Origin of the sequence: Paraburkholderia pallida, from assembly GCF_004524855.1 — a bacterium.
GTDB lineage: Bacteria > Pseudomonadota > Gammaproteobacteria > Burkholderiales > Burkholderiaceae > Paraburkholderia > Paraburkholderia oxyphila.
Genome location: NZ_CP038149.1, coordinates 330,701 through 345,195, shown reverse-complemented (window position 1 = coordinate 345,195; position 14,495 = coordinate 330,701). Strand labels below are relative to the sequence as shown.

At 62.6% G+C, this 14,495-nt stretch carries 15 protein-coding genes; 9 read left to right on the top strand and 6 right to left on the bottom strand.

Annotated features, from left to right (window positions below; translation table 11 throughout):
- Positions 1 to 19: 19 nt before the first annotated feature.
- Entirely contained in the window at positions 20 to 1,183 is a 1,164-nt protein-coding gene (locus E1956_RS16890; protein WP_134751198.1) for a M20 aminoacylase family protein, read from the top strand.
- Positions 1,184 to 1,207: 24 nt separating this feature from the next.
- On the opposite strand, the gene E1956_RS16885 is transcribed toward E1956_RS16890, so the two are convergent.
- Together E1956_RS16885 and E1956_RS16880 are read right to left on the bottom strand one after the other, a co-directional pair.
- Positions 1,208 to 2,092: an alpha/beta hydrolase gene (locus tag E1956_RS16885; protein ID WP_134751196.1), complete on the bottom strand. Its 885-nt coding sequence runs from the start codon at positions 2,090 to 2,092 to the stop codon at positions 1,208 to 1,210.
- 102 nt (positions 2,093 to 2,194) lie between these two features.
- Positions 2,195 to 2,566 carry a hypothetical protein gene (locus E1956_RS16880; RefSeq protein WP_134751195.1) on the bottom strand — a complete coding sequence of 124 codons (372 nt, stop codon included), beginning with the start codon at positions 2,564 to 2,566 and terminating at the stop codon, positions 2,195 to 2,197.
- Positions 2,567 to 2,708: 142 nt separating this feature from the next.
- Here E1956_RS16880 and E1956_RS16875 point away from each other — a divergent pair, with 142 nt between their 5' ends.
- The 5 genes from E1956_RS16875 to E1956_RS16855 all read left to right on the top strand — a co-directional run bounded on the left by E1956_RS16875 (position 2,709) and on the right by E1956_RS16855 (position 5,817).
- Entirely contained in the window at positions 2,709 to 2,975 is a 267-nt protein-coding gene (locus E1956_RS16875) for a YlcI/YnfO family protein (RefSeq protein ID WP_134751193.1), read from the top strand.
- Complete coding sequence (locus tag E1956_RS16870; protein ID WP_134751191.1) at positions 2,972 to 3,307, top strand: type II toxin-antitoxin system RelE/ParE family toxin; 336 nt, start codon at positions 2,972 to 2,974, stop codon at positions 3,305 to 3,307. Before E1956_RS16875 ends, E1956_RS16870 begins: the two co-directional genes overlap by 4 nt.
- Before the next feature lie 211 nt (positions 3,308 to 3,518).
- A complete protein-coding gene (locus E1956_RS16865; protein ID WP_134751189.1) occupies positions 3,519 to 3,950 on the top strand; it encodes a hypothetical protein in 432 nt (143 codons plus the stop codon).
- A 473-nt stretch (positions 3,951 to 4,423) separates the two neighbouring features.
- Positions 4,424 to 5,443, top strand: a complete 1,020-nt coding sequence (locus E1956_RS16860; RefSeq protein WP_134751187.1) for a DUF6402 family protein — start codon at positions 4,424 to 4,426, stop codon at positions 5,441 to 5,443.
- A gap of 2 nt (positions 5,444 to 5,445) precedes the next feature.
- Positions 5,446 to 5,817 carry a hypothetical protein gene (locus E1956_RS16855; RefSeq protein ID WP_134751185.1) on the top strand — a complete coding sequence of 124 codons (372 nt, stop codon included), beginning with the start codon at positions 5,446 to 5,448 and terminating at the stop codon, positions 5,815 to 5,817.
- Positions 5,818 to 5,852: 35 nt separating this feature from the next.
- Here E1956_RS16855 and E1956_RS16850 read toward each other — a convergent pair whose 3' ends face one another.
- The 3 genes from E1956_RS16850 to E1956_RS16840 form a co-directional block, all read right to left on the bottom strand.
- Entirely contained in the window at positions 5,853 to 7,379 is a 1,527-nt protein-coding gene (locus tag E1956_RS16850; RefSeq protein WP_134751183.1) for a methyl-accepting chemotaxis protein, read from the bottom strand.
- 240 nt (positions 7,380 to 7,619) lie between these two features.
- Entirely contained in the window at positions 7,620 to 8,432 is an 813-nt protein-coding gene (locus E1956_RS16845) for a class I SAM-dependent methyltransferase (RefSeq protein WP_134751181.1), read from the bottom strand.
- 243 nt (positions 8,433 to 8,675) lie between these two features.
- Positions 8,676 to 10,961 (bottom strand): NADP-dependent malic enzyme, encoded by a 2,286-nt coding sequence (locus tag E1956_RS16840; RefSeq protein ID WP_134751179.1) that lies wholly within the window; start codon positions 10,959 to 10,961, stop codon positions 8,676 to 8,678.
- Positions 10,962 to 11,173: 212 nt separating this feature from the next.
- Between E1956_RS16840 and E1956_RS16835 the strand changes: the two genes are divergently transcribed.
- The 3 genes from E1956_RS16835 to E1956_RS16825 all read left to right on the top strand — a co-directional run bounded on the left by E1956_RS16835 (position 11,174) and on the right by E1956_RS16825 (position 12,802).
- Positions 11,174 to 12,088: a LysR family transcriptional regulator gene (locus E1956_RS16835; protein ID WP_418789300.1), complete on the top strand. Its 915-nt coding sequence runs from the start codon at positions 11,174 to 11,176 to the stop codon at positions 12,086 to 12,088.
- A 113-nt stretch (positions 12,089 to 12,201) separates the two neighbouring features.
- Positions 12,202 to 12,498: a type II toxin-antitoxin system RelE/ParE family toxin gene (locus tag E1956_RS16830; protein WP_134751175.1), complete on the top strand. Its 297-nt coding sequence runs from the start codon at positions 12,202 to 12,204 to the stop codon at positions 12,496 to 12,498.
- 1 nt (position 12,499) lies between these two features.
- Positions 12,500 to 12,802, top strand: a complete 303-nt coding sequence (locus E1956_RS16825; RefSeq protein ID WP_134751173.1) for an addiction module antidote protein — start codon at positions 12,500 to 12,502, stop codon at positions 12,800 to 12,802.
- 125 nt (positions 12,803 to 12,927) lie between these two features.
- Here the strand turns inward: E1956_RS16825 and E1956_RS16820 are convergent, their stop codons facing one another.
- A complete protein-coding gene (locus E1956_RS16820; protein WP_134751171.1) occupies positions 12,928 to 14,250 on the bottom strand; it encodes an MFS transporter in 1,323 nt (440 codons plus the stop codon).
- Positions 14,251 to 14,495: the final 245 nt, after the last annotated feature.

Sequence of the window (14,495 nt, the reverse complement as noted above, 5' to 3'; positions counted from 1 at the left end):
GAGCGACGAGGAGGCGTCCATGGAAAGCACACTGCAAGGACAACTGAAGAGCTGGCGCCAATATCTGCACCAGCGCCCGGAAACCGGCTTCGAGGAGGTCAATACGTCCGACTACGTTGCCGGCATCCTCAGGACACTGGGCCTCGAGGTCCATCGCGGCATTGGCGGCACCGGGCTCGTCGCGAACCTCACGGTCGGCAGCGGTAAGCGCGCGATCGGCCTGCGGGCCGACATGGATGCGCTGAACATCGCGGAATGCGCACCGGGCCGCGAACACGCCTCGCTCAACGCCGGGAAGATGCACGCGTGCGGCCACGACGGCCACATGTCGATGATCCTCGGCGCCGCCCGCCTGCTTGCCGAACGGCGCGATTTCGACGGCACCGTGCGCTTCATCCTCCAGCCCGCCGAAGAGCATGGCCGCGGCGCCAAAGCGATGATGGCGGACGGCCTGTTCGAGCGGTTTCCCGTCGACGCGATCTTCGGCGCGCACAACATGCCCGGCATGCGTGCCGGCACCTTTGCGACGCGCGCGGGCGGCATCATGGCGAGCGAGGATAATTTCGTCATCCATATCAAAGGGCGCGGCACGCACGCGGCGCGCCCGCATATGGGCGTGGATCCCATCGTCGTCGCTTCGCAGATCGTGCTCGCCTTGCAGACGATCGTGTCGCGCAATCTCGACCCCAGCCAGCAGGCCGTGATCTCATGCACGGAATTCATCACCGACGGCATCCGCAATGTCATTCCGTCGAATGTGATCATCAAGGGCGACACGCGCAGCTATTCGAAAGCGGTGCAAACGCTGCTAGAGACGCGCATGCGGGAAATCAGCGTGGGCATCTGCGCCACGCACGGCATCGAGTGCAGCTTCGAATACACCCACGAATTCGCGCCCACGGTCAATTCGGCGCAATTTGTCGAGGTCGCCGTCAACGCCGCGCGCAATATTGCCGGTGAGGCGGCCGTCGATGCGAACGTCGAGCCGATGATGATTTCCGAGGATTTCGGCGCCTTTCTTCAGGCCGTTCCGGGCAACTTCATCTTTATCGGCAACGGCGACGCAGCGGAGCGCGGGGGCGTGCCGCTGCACAACGCGAGCTACGATTTCAACGACGACATTCTGCTGACCGGCGCGCGCTATTTCGCGGAGCTCGCCCGCCTCGAATTGCCGGTTCGCTAAACCGCGCAACGGCCGCGCCTCGGGTCAGGCCTGCTGCGCATTCGGATGCCAGCCGTTTTGCTTGAACGACGTGGCGAAGAACAGCACCTGATAGCGGATGGCATTCGACCAGTACGACCACGTATGCCCGCCGGGGCGCTCTGCATAGTCGTGCGGCACGCCCAGCGCAATGAGCTTGTCGTGCAGCACGCGGTTCGACTGCACGAAAGAGTCGTCCACGCCACAGTCGATCGTGAGCGCGATATGCGCATGCTCGAAGCTGCCCGCGCCCTCCACGATCGCGTTGCGCGTCCAGAAGTCGGCATGGCGCGCGGGATTGCCGAACACGCGGTCGATGCCCGGCTCGTCCTCGCAGTTGCGCGGATCGACCGCGCCGCTGATGCTGCCGGCCGCGCCGAACGCCTGCGGATGATCGAGCGCGATGCGCAGCGCGCCGAAGCCGCCCATGCTCAGGCCCGTGATCGCGCGCGTCTGGCGCGAGGCCAGAGTGCGGAAATGCGCGTCTATATACGACACCACTTCAGTGCCCACATAGGTTTCGTATTGGCTCGAAGAATCGAACGGGCTGTCGATGTACCAGCTCTCGTGGCCGCCGTCGGGCATCACGAGCATCACGTGATAGTGGTCCGCCAGCTTGCCGATGCGCGTGTTCGAGGTCCAGTCCGCGTAGCTGCCGCCCGAGCCGTGCAGCACGTAGATCACCGGATAGCGCGCTGACCCGCTGCCGCGCGCGTCATAGTCGTCGGGGAGCACCACGGTGGCGTCGAACGCACGGTGCATCGCCGCGCTGGGGATCGAGACGATTCTCGTCTGGAACGCCCAGCTTGGGGCGCTCAGGCACAGCGCAAAGAGCGAGGCCAGAAAGAGCGCCAAAGACTTGAGGGGCCGAATCGCAAGGGCTGTTTGCATGAGTAGTCGCTCTGGTTCGGACTGCCACGAAAGGCACGACGTCTGCGACGACTCTAGCAACGGCTACTTACAACCAAATTTCGACGAACCCTACGGCTAGCTTCACGCACGGTCATCGGCTGAATCATCTTCGTAAGCCGTGACGCCGGCATCGCCATTGCGCGCGCGCCGCTTGAGCCGCCCTTGCGGCTCGCCCGGATGCAACAACCCCTTTTGCCGGGGCGTGAGCGGGTCGGTCAGACAAGGCTCGGCATCGAGCTCCTGCTCGAAACGCTCCCACATGCCCGCGGGCGTGTTCGCCCGGCCCACGCGCGTGCCGATCGTCAGGCGGATCTGATTCGCGCGCAGGATGGTCGAGCGCAAACGATGGATCTCCCAGAGCAGCCGGACGACGACCGGCAGCGGGTGCCGGTCGTAGATCTCGGCGAGTTCCGCGGCCGTGAGCGGCGGAGAATGACGATGATTCCGTCCCATGATTGCGTCCCATTTCCTGCACCAAAACACTGTATATTTATACAGGTTAGCACACGTGGGAATTTTCCTGGGAGGTGTCGGAGGGGGATCGGATGGCCTGAGTGCTATCATTGCATTACATTTGCGATGCAAGGAGTAGCCAGTGAAAACTGCAACCATGCCGCCGCTGCGCGTCGACCCCGAATTGCGGCAGGCCGCCGAAGACGTGCTTCACGAAAACGAGTCGCTATCCATGTTCATGGAGGCGGCGCTACGCGAAGGCATCGCGCGCAGGCGCCTGCAGCGCGAGTTCGTTGCGCGGGGACTCGCTTCGCGGGACCAGGCGCACCGCGATAACGAATACTTCGATGCTGACGACGTGCACGCCGAGCTGGAGAACATGCTCGACGCCGCACGGAAGGCCCGATGAATTTTCGCGTTCGCTACACGCGCGGCGCACGCGACGATCTCAAAAGGCTCTACGCGTTCTTGCTCGAACGCGACGACACGGCGGCAGCACGCGCACTCGAGGCCATCCGCAAGGCCACGGACCTGCTGCAGTATTTCCCCTTCACGTGCCGCAAGGCAGACGACTCCAACCCATTCCTGCGGGAACTGGTTATTTCGTTCGGCGACGCTGGCTATGTCGCCCTGTTCGAGATTGACGGTGCACCGCCTGCCGAAGATCCGCTGGCCAGCGCGGCAAGCCCGTATGTGACGATCATCGCCGTCCGCCATCAGCGCGAAGACGACTACCACTGATCCGGTGAGCCTGAGGAAAAACAGCGACGCCCAAGGCTGAGCGCCCCTCTCCCAACGATTGTTTCAATCCGTGCAACGGCCTGTCGCGCCGTTGCGAACGTTTGGGATCATTTTGTTACACCTCTTACCCCGCAGGCCCACCCGCGTTACAGAGACCTTTCATCCCGGCCGCTATACTCAGCACCGTCTCAAAAAACAAGTGGGTTTTTCCATGTCGAAGAAATACATCCCGATGGTTGCGATTGCGGCACTGGCCGCCGCGGTTTCGTTGCCCGCCACGGCTGGCGACATGAACAATGCGCTGGGCGGCGCGCTCGGCGGCGTAGCCGGCGCGGCGATTGGCGGCGCCGTTGGCGGCCGCACGGGCTCCGTGATCGGCGGCGCAGTGGGCGGCGGCGCAGGCGGCGCAGTCACCTCGAACCGTCGGGAACGCACGGGCGCCATCATCGGCGGCGCACTGGGCGGCGGCGCGGGCACGGCAGCGGGCAACGCCATGGGCGGCCGTAGCGGCGGCCTCGTGGGCGCGGCACTGGGTGGCGGCGCAGGCGCGGCACTCGGCGGCAACATCTCGCGCTCGAATTCGTATGCCGACGAGTATCACCACGGCTACCACCATCACAGCAAGCGTCGCCATTGGGATTAAGCCCGCTACGGGATTAAGCCCTATCGGGCTTGAACGCTCTTCGGGCTTGAGTCCAAGTTGGACTTAAGCCCGCACCGCGGTCTGGCCCGCGTTGTGATCGAGTTCACATCGCACTCGATCGGCTCGCGCCTCACGCGAGCCTGAACACTCCCACCGCTTCCGCAATTCGACGGACTGCTCCGCAGTGGCATGTGCCGCCGCGAGGCCTCCTCAACGAGCGCAGTCACGCGCTCGACCGTGTCCACCATTTCCCGATCACGTTGCCCGTATCGTTCACGAGCGCCGAGCCCGCATCGATGGGCAGTGCCGAAGGCTCAATGAGCGCCTTGATTTCCTTTGCCGCAGCACCTCGCCTCCTCTCAATGGAATGTGCGAGTCAAATCAGTCAATTCGAAAACCGGCTTCCTTGACGATGATTAAGGCCTGGAACCCCTGAATATGCTCGTATTATCCTTTTTCTTGAAGGGAATATTATGAGCGCACAAGAATTATCCGTGTATGTTCCAGATGGCGGGGAATGGCGAAAACGTACGGGAAATATATGCTACGTCGAAGGTGAGAATCCTTGCCCCGAGGTATCAGCACCCGCACGGCGCCTGTCAGCGCAGGACCGGTTCGAAGTCACAGATATTCCCGGTGCGATGGCGAAGATGGGTTGGCACACGTCGGCCGCGCTTCTGAACAAATGGTTCCATTGTTCACCCAAGAATCAGGCGATGAGCTCATTCGAGAAGATGTATGGCCTTAGTCAGGATGGCTTGCATCAATATCCGGCCCATCGAATTGACCAGAGCACCATTCGTCTTGATTGGGTATTGTCTCATCCGCGAGTAAAGGTGCGCTTCGATGTACTGCAAAGCCATTTCTATCTGGCAACGAATACGGCTCGTGCATTATTGGCGAAGAAATTACGCAAATTCAAAGATAGAGAGCATATCGACTCCCTGGTCGAAACGGATGGAAACATGGACGAACTGCATACGAAATTTCAGTTCCAGCGCGTTCAGATAGATACGTCGGCGTTAGAAAAAGCATCGGTTTTCTTTCGGGCCATGCTCAACTATGGAAAACCTGATGATCTGGCGGGAGCACTGGGCGGCTTCGCCATGTATGCAGCAGCTGCAAAAATTCATATTCGCCCGTCGATTATCGGGGCCGGCACAGTAGCCGAGGTAACGCACGTTGCACTATACGTCAAAAACCCCTATTCATTTTTTGATGACGAAAAAGAAAGTGGCTCACAATATTTGGGTCATTGGAATCGAGATGGGATTTGTCTGGTACCCGAGGGCTATGTTTCTCAGTGGGCCAACTTTGGCAGTTGGAGCAAATACATCATTCAACCTGAGGGCCCGTATGGACGCACTTACTGGCCCGTACACAATAGCGACTTCCGGCGTTGGCAAGACGCACACAATGCGGGTGGCGACATAATCCTGTATTCCGACTTCCAGATCGTCAAGATTTCCCCGCCCATCAAGGTCAGGTTATAAAAATGAGAAAATTTCGACGCTTCGGTGTCATCGTCCTTTCATTTACGATTGCCCTCGTGTTAATCGATTACGGCTGTGAAGCCCGAAGGCGCGCGAAGGCTGGCGAATGCATGGACACCACATCGCACAATGGTCTATACCGTGCGCAGGCGTGCATCACTAGCGTCAGCGGAAACGTCGTCTTCTTTGTCGGCAGACTGTACGAAGCCCGCACCGGCAAACTTGTTGCCGAAACGACGTTCGATTCGATGGACGGCGGAGTACCGGACTTCATGCCCGACGACCACGCCGTATTGTTTGACGGCGGTGGAGATTCGGGGCTTATCGACGTTCCTCCTTCTCTGCTCGACCGCTTGCGCGCAAAGATTCCCTAAGCGCGCCGTCGTATTCAGCACGTCAGGCTCGCGCCTCACGCGAGCCTGAACACCCCCACCGCCTCGCGCAGTTCAACCGCCTGCTCGGCAAGCTCATGCGCAGCCGCGGAAGCCTCCTCAACGAGCGCCGCATTATGTTGCGTGACCTCGTCCATTTGCGTGACCGCCATGTTCACCTGCTCGATGCCGGTGCTCTGCTCCTGCGAGGCCGTGGCGATCTCGCCGACGATCGCCGTCACGCGCTCGACCGCGCCCACCATGTCCCGGATCACGTTGCCCGCATCGTTCACGAGCGCCGAGCCCGCGTCGATGCGCTGCGCCGAAGCCTCGATGAGCGCCTTGATCTCCTTGGCCGCCGCGCCGCTGCGCTGCGCGAGCGAGCGCACTTCCGCGGCCACCACGGCGAAGCCGCGCCCTTCCTCGCCCGCGCGCGCGGCCTCGACCGCGGCGTTCAGCGCGAGAATGTTGGTCTGAAACGCAATGCCGTCGATCACGGCGATGATCTCGACGATCTGGCCCGAGCTCGACGCAATCCCGTGCATGGTCCCAACCACCTCCGACATCAACTGCTTGCCGCGCGCGGCCGTACTCGCCGCATCGCCGGCCAGCAGCGCCGCCTGTTTCGCGTTCTGCGCGTTCTGGCGCACGGTGGCGGTGATCTGCTCCATGCTCGCCGCCGTTTCTTCTAGCGAGGCGGCCTGCTCTTCCGTGCGCGCCGAAAGTCCGTGATTGCCCGCCGCGATTTCACCGCTCGCCGAGGCCACGCCCTCCGCATGGCCGCGCACCTTGCTCACCACGCCCGCGAGGCTGCGCTGCATGCTCTTGAGCGCGGCGAGCAGCATCGCGGTTTCGTCGCGGCCGCCGGTCTGAACCTCGAAGGCGAGATCGCCCTTCGCCACCGCGCGCGTGCAGTCGAGCGCGCGCGCGAGCGGCCGCGTCACACTGCGGCTGAAGAGCCAGCTGCCCGTCATGGAGACGATCAAGGCCGCCACCATCAACACGGCGCTGATCGCCGTCGCGTGGCGCGCCTCGCTCGCCGCGTCGGCCGAAACGCGGGCGCTTTGCGCCGCGATCCGGTGCGCGGCTTCGTCGAGCAACGCGGCCGGCGCGCGATCAACGCCCGCCACCGCATGATCGCCCGCAGTGGGATCGAAGCCCGCCGCCTTGAAGGCCGCGAGCCCCGCACGATAGCCTTGCCCCATCGTCGTATGGGCAGCGGCAAAGCGCTCGACCAGGTCGCGGCTTTCGCCTTCGGGCAGACTCGTTGTTAGCTGTGCGGCAAGCGCGTCCACTTCGCGCTCGCGCGCTTCGAAGGCGGACCAGTGCTTATCGAGCAGCGCCGGGTCCTTGCCGCGCAGCAACGTGTCCTTCCACTCCTGCACCTGCACCTTGAAGGCGACCAGCATCGCCGTCACCGCGCGCTCGTTGGCGACGCTGTTTTGCACTGTCGTGCCGTACACGTTCAGCGACTGATTCAGTGAATAGATTCCGTAGAGCGCCCCCGCGAACATCAACAGGAGTGCCGCCGCGAATGCGAGCGGAATCTTCAGGGTCAACTTCATCTTCATTTCCTTGCGGTTGCCTTGCGTGACGCGCCGGGCGCCACGCAAATGCTATCGGCATACGCGCGCGAAACTGAAGGGCAGCAAGAGCACTGTTGCTAGCCACGCGTTCATCAGACAAAAGAACGCACCGAAATTCACAATAAATACGTCATCACCCATAAAAAGAACCCGGCGTTGCCGGGCCTCTAAATAATTTCGTATACCGAATGAAAACGCTTGAAGACACGCGCGCCAAACTCAAAGAGCGACAGTCACGAGCAGAAAGGTCGCGGAAATGGACGTTCTGCCCGCACGCGAACTGGTATTCGCGCTGTTGAACAGCGCTTCCAGTTCCTTTTGCAGCTCGGCGGATCGACCCGCACTCTCGGCCGCTTCAAACGCATTGATCGTCGGCGCATAGAACTTTCGGAATTCAGAAACGTACTGCTCCGGTGTGCCGGAATAGTCGAAAACCCAGGTCTCTCGGGAACAGGCCATATTCTCGGCCTTGCACCCCGCTGCAACGAATCGCTCGATCACGTTGCTCTCGACGCCCCACGTCATTGGACTGACGAATCCATCGGGCGACGGCGGCAGGTACGCCGAGCAGATCTTCAGAAGCTGCGCGACGCATGTCAGGTCATTGGGAATCCAGTTGCCCATGACGATCCGGCCGCCGGGCCGCGCTACGCGCACCATCTCCTTCGCCACGTCGAATGGTCTGGGGGCAAACATCGCACCAAAGATGCTGACGACGAGATCGAACGTGCCGTCGTCCAGTTCGCGCAGGTCGCACGCATCGCCCTCCTGAAACGTGCAGTTGGCGAGCCCCAGCTGCATTGCACGCTTGTTGCCCGCCGCCACCAGCGGGCCCGAAATATCGACGCCCAGAACCTCGGCCCCCAGGTCCGCCGCGGGGATGGCCGTGGTGCCGTCGCCGCAGCCAAGATCGAGCACGCGCAACCCCTTGGTGATGCCGAGCCGGTTCACGAGCGCTTCACCGCTCTCCCTCATGGTCCGGGCGATATGCGTGAAATCGCCCTTCTCCCAAAGTGCCTTGTTCGAATTCATGGCAGCGCTCCTTTGCGGGTGATGAATGGCTCGCCATGCGCAACCCCTGGCGTCAGGCGGTTGTCCGGCGAACACGCCATATAGGTATAGACATCGCGGCACCCACTTCGTGCAATCCACAGCCGGAGCTCACGCTGATCGCTGCAGTGCGCCCATGCATCGGCGATGCAAAAAAGGCGGCGCCCTCACGGGCCGCCGCCTTCTTCATCGTTCGCGCGCGAGCTTCTTGCGCGCCGGGCTCAATCAGTCGCGATTGGCCTGCAGCACCGTCAACGCCGTCATGTTGATGATGCGTCGCACCGTCGAGCTCGAGGTGAGCACGTTCACCGGCGCATTCACGCCGAGCAGGAACGGCCCCACCGCCACGTTGCTGCCCGCGCCGGTCTTGAGCAGGTTATAGGCAATGTTCCCCGAGTCCACGTTCGGGCACACCAGCAGGTTCGCCGCGCCCTTGAGCTTCGAATGCGGGAGGATGCGCAGGCGCAGGGCTTCGTCGAGCGCGCAGTCGCCGTGCATCTCGCCGTCGATCTCGAGATCCGGGTTCTGCTCCGTGACGAGCTTGAGCACTTCGCGCATCTTCGTGCCAGAGGCCGAGCTGCCCGAGCCGAAGTTCGAGCGCGAGAGCAGCGCGACCTTCGGTGCGAGATTGAGCCATTCCATCTGGCGCGCCGCCGCGAGCGTGAACTCGGCGATCTGCTCGGCGTTCGGGTTGTCGTTCACGTGCGTGTCCACGATGGCGACCGTGCGCTTGTCGAGCAGCAGGATGTTCATCGCCGCATAGGTGTTCGCGCCGGGGCGCTTGCCGATCACTTCATCGACGAAGCGCAGGTGGTTGTGATACGCGCCCACCGTGCCGCAGATCATGCCGTCCGCGTCGCCCAGGCGCACCATCATCGCGCCGATCAGCGTGAGGCGGCGGCGCATTTCCACGCGCGCCATCTCCTTCGAGATGCCGTCGCGGCAACGCAGTTCCCAATACGTGGTCCAGTACTGGTGGAAACGTTCGTCATACTCAGGATTCGTGACTTCGACGTCTTCGCCGAGCTTCAGGCGCAGGCCGAACTTCTCGATGCGCGCCAGCAGCACTTCGGGACGGCCGATCAGGATCGGACGCGCGAGCTTCTCGTCGACGATCACCTGCACCGCGCGCAGCACGCGCTCTTCCTCGCCTTCCGCGAACACGATGCGCGCCTTCGCGCCGTCACGCACGAACTGGCGGGCCGCCGCGAAGATCGGCTTCATGAACGCGCCCGAGTGGTAGACGAACTGCTGCAGCTCGTTCGTGTAGGCGGCGAAGTCGTCGATCGGACGCGTCGCCACGCCGTCTTCCATGGCGGCCTTCGCCACCGCCGGCGCGATACGCACGATCAGGCGCGAGTCGAACGGCTTCGGAATCAGATACTTCGGGCCAAAGCGCAGATCGTAGGCGCCATAGGCGGCCGCCACCGAGTCGTTGAGCTCTTCTTCGGCGAGCTTCGCGATGGCGTGCACCGCCGCGATTTCCATGTTGCGCGTGATGGTCGTTGCGCCCACGTCGAGTGCGCCGCGGAAGATGTACGGGAAGCACAGGACGTTGTTGACCTGGTTCGGGAAGTCCGAACGGCCCGTGGCGAGCACCGCGTCCGGGCGCGCTTCGAGCGCGACCTCGGGGAAGATTTCCGGCGTGGGGTTGGCAAGCGCGAGGATGAACGGCTTGTCCGCCATCTTCTTGACCATTTCCGGCTTGAGGACGCCGCCGGCCGAAAGACCGAGGAACACATCGGCGCCTTCGATCACTTCGGACAGCGAGCGCGCCGACGTGTCCTGCGCGAAGCGTTCCTTGTCCGGATCCATCAGCGTCGTGCGGCCCTGATAGACCACGCCATCGAGGTCCGTCACCCAGATGTTCTTGAGCGGCAGGCCCAGATCCACCATCAGGTCCAGACACGCGAGCGCCGCGGCGCCCGCGCCCGAGGTCACGACCTTGACCTTCGAAATATCCTTGCCCACCACTTTCAGGCCGTTCAGGAACGCGGCCGAAACGGTGATGGCGGTGCCGTGCTGGTCGTCGTGGAAGACCGGGATCTTCATGCGCTCGCGCAGCTTGCGCTCGACCGTGAAGCAGTCGGGCGCCTTGATGTCTTCCAGATTGATGCCGCCGAACGTGGCTTCGAGGCTCGCGATGATGTCCACGAGCTTGTCGGGATCGCTTTCGGTGACTTCGATGTCGAACACGTCGATGCCCGCGAACTTCTTGAACAACACCGCCTTGCCTTCCATGACCGGCTTGGAAGCCAGCGCGCCGATATTGCCGAGACCGAGCACGGCCGAGCCGTTCGTGATCACGCCCACCAGATTGCCGCGCGCCGTGTAGCGGAACGAGTTCTGCGGATCGGTGACGATCTCTTCGCAGGCCACGGCCACGCCCGGCGTATAGGCGAGCGCGAGGTCGCGCTGGGTGACGAGCGGCTTGCTGGCCGTGACCGAGATCTTGCCCGGCGTGGGGAATTCGTGATATTCGAGGGCGGCCTGACGCTCGGTCTTGTTCATGTTCCTCACTCCAGATAGGATGCCGGGCGCGCTGGCGGCGCTCCGGTGGTGTTCGAATGGTTCGAGTGAGAGCGATTCTAGAGAGCCGTCATAACGACCCTATTTTGATTTAGTATGGGGCCATTATGTTTTCCTGATGCCCCCCGAGGGGCTTGCGGATCGTGTCATTCAGTACCGACGAAGTAACGAGGCGCCTGAACACGCGCCTGAAAATGCGCCATCTGGTGCTGCTCCTGCAGATCCGCCAGCACGGCTCGCTCACGCGGGTGGCCGAGCACATGGCCACCAGCCAGCCCGCCGTGACCAATGCGCTGGCCGAGATGGAGAGCATGTTCGGCGCACCGCTGTTCGACCGTTCGCCGCGCGGCATGACGCCCACGGCGCTCGGCAACGTCGTGCTGGCCCGCGCGCAGGCCATGCTGCACGACCTCGACCATCTCGCGCGTGACATCGAGGCGGTGCAAGCCGGCCACGCCACGCGGCTGCACGTGGGCGTGATTCCGTTCATTTCAGGGCGCACGCTGGCTGCGGCCATCCGGCTCGCGCAGTCGCGCCTGCCGCAGCGCGTGACCATGACGATCCACGAAGGCACGAGCGACGCGCTGCTGCCGCGCCTGCGCGACCACACGCTCGACCTTGTGATCGGACGCGCCTCGTCCACCGTCGACGTCGCGCAGTTGAAGTTCGATGTGCTGTATCAGCAGACGCCGCGCTTGATCGCGAGCCGGCGTCTTGCCGCGCGGCTCGGGCGCAGCAAGGCGAACTGGCAGAAGCTCGCGGAGCTCGACTGGATCCTGGGCGCGCCCAACACGCCGATCCGCGAGCAGATCTCCGACATGTTCCTGCATGCGGGATCGGCGCCGCCCGTGCCCATCATGGAGAGCTATACGTCGCGCCTGATCGGCGAAATGATTGCGGCGAACGAAAACGCGGTGTCGATCGTGCCCGCCGATATCGCCGAAGAGCTCGTGCATATCGCCGGCGTGGCGATCGTGCCTTACACCTTCGACTGGACGCTGCCGCCCATCGCGCTGTTCACGCGCGCGGGCGTGCAGCGCGAGGTGGATACCGTGTTCGGGCAGGCGCTGCGCGAGCTTTATCAGGAGGCGGAGGCGGCGCGGCGGTGAGGCCTCGCTAGCGCTGATCAGGCCTTGATTAGCTGCTCAACCGTGCCTGGATACTTGCGCGCGCGCACTCTGCAGTGCTTGCATGATTGTCCCCTATGGGTTACATTTGGATCATGTACAAAGTCCTGCGCACGCCCCAATTCGACGAATGGCTCGATGAGCTGCGCGATCCGGTCGCTAGTGCGGCCATCAACATTCGAATCGAACGCGTGCGTCTTGGAAACCTCGGCAACTGGAAAGCCGTTGGAGAAGGCGTATCCGAAATGAAAATCGACGTCGGGCAAGGGTATCGCGCCTACTTCGTCCAGCGAGGCAAGGTAATCATCGTTCTGCTGTGTGGCGGCAACAAATCGACCCAGAAGAAGGACATCAAGCTGGCCAGGAAGCTTGCCAGCGAACTGGAGGATTGAAATGAAACTCAGCGAACTGAAGGAATTTGACGGGTCGAAATACCTTAAGGACGAGGAAACGATTCGTCACTACCTCGCGCAAGCGTTCGAAGATGGCGACCCTCGCCTGATACAGGCGGCGCTTGGCAACGTTGCAAAGGCGCGTGGCATGTCCGCCCTTGCACGCGACTCAGGAGTAAAACGTGAAGCCCTGTATCGTGCACTCTCCGATGGCGGCAACGCCGAATTCGCGACGATCATGAAAGTGGTGCGCGCGCTGGGCTTGCATTTGACCATTGCGCCACCTGAGCCAACGCACGCGTAACACAACGATCGTGCCAATACACGTCGACAGGTAAACGCAATGAGGGGAGCGGCAATTGTCGCTCCCCTCATTGCTGTCCGGCCCGCCCCTTCGATCGGCGCGCCCCCTTTCATTCACCGCGTCGTTCAAACCCGCTGCGCCACCCCACTCTGCTCGCGCATGACCTCATCGCTACGCATGCGCGAGACCAGCATCAGCGCGCACACCATCGTGATGATCACGTGCACGATGCCCAGCGCCACCACCGAAACAATGCTGCCCGTGGCGCTCAACAGGAACTGGCCGAGAATCGGCGTCGTGCCCGCGAACACCATGCCGCAGATCTGGTACGCGAGCGAGATGCCCGTATAGCGCACCTGCGCCGGGAAGGCCTTCGCGAGCATGCCGGCCATGGCCGCGTAATAGAGCGAATGCGGAATCGAGGCGAGCGCCATGCCGAACATGGCAAGCTTGGTCGAGCCCGTGCTGATCATCCAGAACATGATTGGCAGCGCCACGATCTCGGGCGCGAGCATATAAATGATGGCCTTCTTGAGATCGAGCCTGGTGGCCAGCACGGCGCCGAATGGCTGCACGATCAGCTGCACGACGATCGCGAACGTGATGACGCTCAGGAATTGCGTGCGGTCGAAGCCGATCGAGGTCACGGCCCATGACAGCGCGAACGTGGTCTTGAAGTAGGTAGCCGAAAGCGCGATCACGCAGGCGCCCACGCCCATCGCCACGAGCGCCTTGTGATGGCGCAGCACTTCGCCGATCGGCAGCTTCACGACCTTGTTCTTCGCCTGCAGCTCCTTCATGGCCGGCGACTCGTCCACGCTCGCGCGGATGAACAGGCCCACCACCACGAGCAGCGCCGACATCAGGAACGGCACGCGCCAGCCCCAGGTCATGAACTGATGGTCGGGCAGCATCGAGACGAGAAGAAACGCCACGGTCGAGAGCAGATTGCCGGCGGGCGAGCCCTGTTGCGCGAAGGCCGAATAGAGGATCTCCTTGCCCTTGGGCGCATGCTCCGACGAGAGCACCACCGCACCGCCCCACTCGCCGCCCATCGCAATGCCCTGCATCAGGCGCAGGAAGATGAGTAGCACCGGCGCGATCACGCCCGCCTCGGCGTAAGTGGGCAAGAACCCCATGGCCGTGGTGCAGAAGCCCATCAGCATGAGCGTGATGATGAGCGTTTTCTTGCGGCCCATCTTGTCGCCAAGGTGGCCGAACACGATGCCGCCGATCGGGCGCGCGAGAAAGCCCACCCAGAACGACGCGAACGCCGCGAGCGTGCCGACCACGGGCGAGCTCGTGGGGAAAAACAGCTTGCCGAGCACGAGCGCCGCCGCCGTGCTGTACGCGTAGAAGTCATACCACTCGATCGTCGTGCCGACGAACGAGGCGATGCCGGCCTTGCGGGCCTGGCGATGCTGGGTGTCGAGAGAGGAAGCTGCCAAGTTGCGTCTCCAGAAATCGATGCCGGCCGCGATGTTTCCGATGTTTCTCATGCGAAACACGCCGGGCCAGCCGCTTTTCCGATGCGAAACATGCCGATCCGGCGCGCGTCGCAAGCGGGGTCAGTACTGTTCACCTTACGAACAAGCTTTCATTTTCCGAACAACTGTCGGGAGGTGCGGACTATGGAGCGCTCGCTTTATACCGTCAACCAAGGGATAACCCGAATTCGCTCCAGACTCAGTCT

Bases quoted from the DNA above. Each gene is read 5' to 3' on its own strand.
- E1956_RS16840 (WP_134751179.1), bottom strand. From the start codon at position 10,961: ATGAACAAGACCGAGCGTCAGGCCGCCCTCGAATATCACGAATTCCCC.
- E1956_RS16845 (WP_134751181.1), bottom strand. From the start codon at position 8,432: ATGAATTCGAACAAGGCACTTTGGGAGAAGGGCGATTTCACGCATATC.
- E1956_RS16835 (WP_418789300.1), top strand. From the start codon at position 11,174: ATGCGCCATCTGGTGCTGCTCCTGCAGATCCGCCAGCACGGCTCGCTC.
- E1956_RS16825 (WP_134751173.1), top strand. From the start codon at position 12,500: ATGAAACTCAGCGAACTGAAGGAATTTGACGGGTCGAAATACCTTAAG.
- E1956_RS16880 (WP_134751195.1), bottom strand. From the start codon at position 2,566: ATGGGACGGAATCATCGTCATTCTCCGCCGCTCACGGCCGCGGAACTC.
- E1956_RS16865 (WP_134751189.1), top strand. From the start codon at position 3,519: ATGTCGAAGAAATACATCCCGATGGTTGCGATTGCGGCACTGGCCGCC.
- E1956_RS16890 (WP_134751198.1), top strand. From the start codon at position 20: ATGGAAAGCACACTGCAAGGACAACTGAAGAGCTGGCGCCAATATCTG.
- E1956_RS16850 (WP_134751183.1), bottom strand. From the start codon at position 7,379: ATGAAGTTGACCCTGAAGATTCCGCTCGCATTCGCGGCGGCACTCCTG.
- E1956_RS16870 (WP_134751191.1), top strand. From the start codon at position 2,972: ATGAATTTTCGCGTTCGCTACACGCGCGGCGCACGCGACGATCTCAAA.
- E1956_RS16885 (WP_134751196.1), bottom strand. From the start codon at position 2,092: ATGCAAACAGCCCTTGCGATTCGGCCCCTCAAGTCTTTGGCGCTCTTT.
- E1956_RS16830 (WP_134751175.1), top strand. From the start codon at position 12,202: ATGTACAAAGTCCTGCGCACGCCCCAATTCGACGAATGGCTCGATGAG.
- E1956_RS16860 (WP_134751187.1), top strand. From the start codon at position 4,424: ATGAGCGCACAAGAATTATCCGTGTATGTTCCAGATGGCGGGGAATGG.
- E1956_RS16855 (WP_134751185.1), top strand. From the start codon at position 5,446: ATGAGAAAATTTCGACGCTTCGGTGTCATCGTCCTTTCATTTACGATT.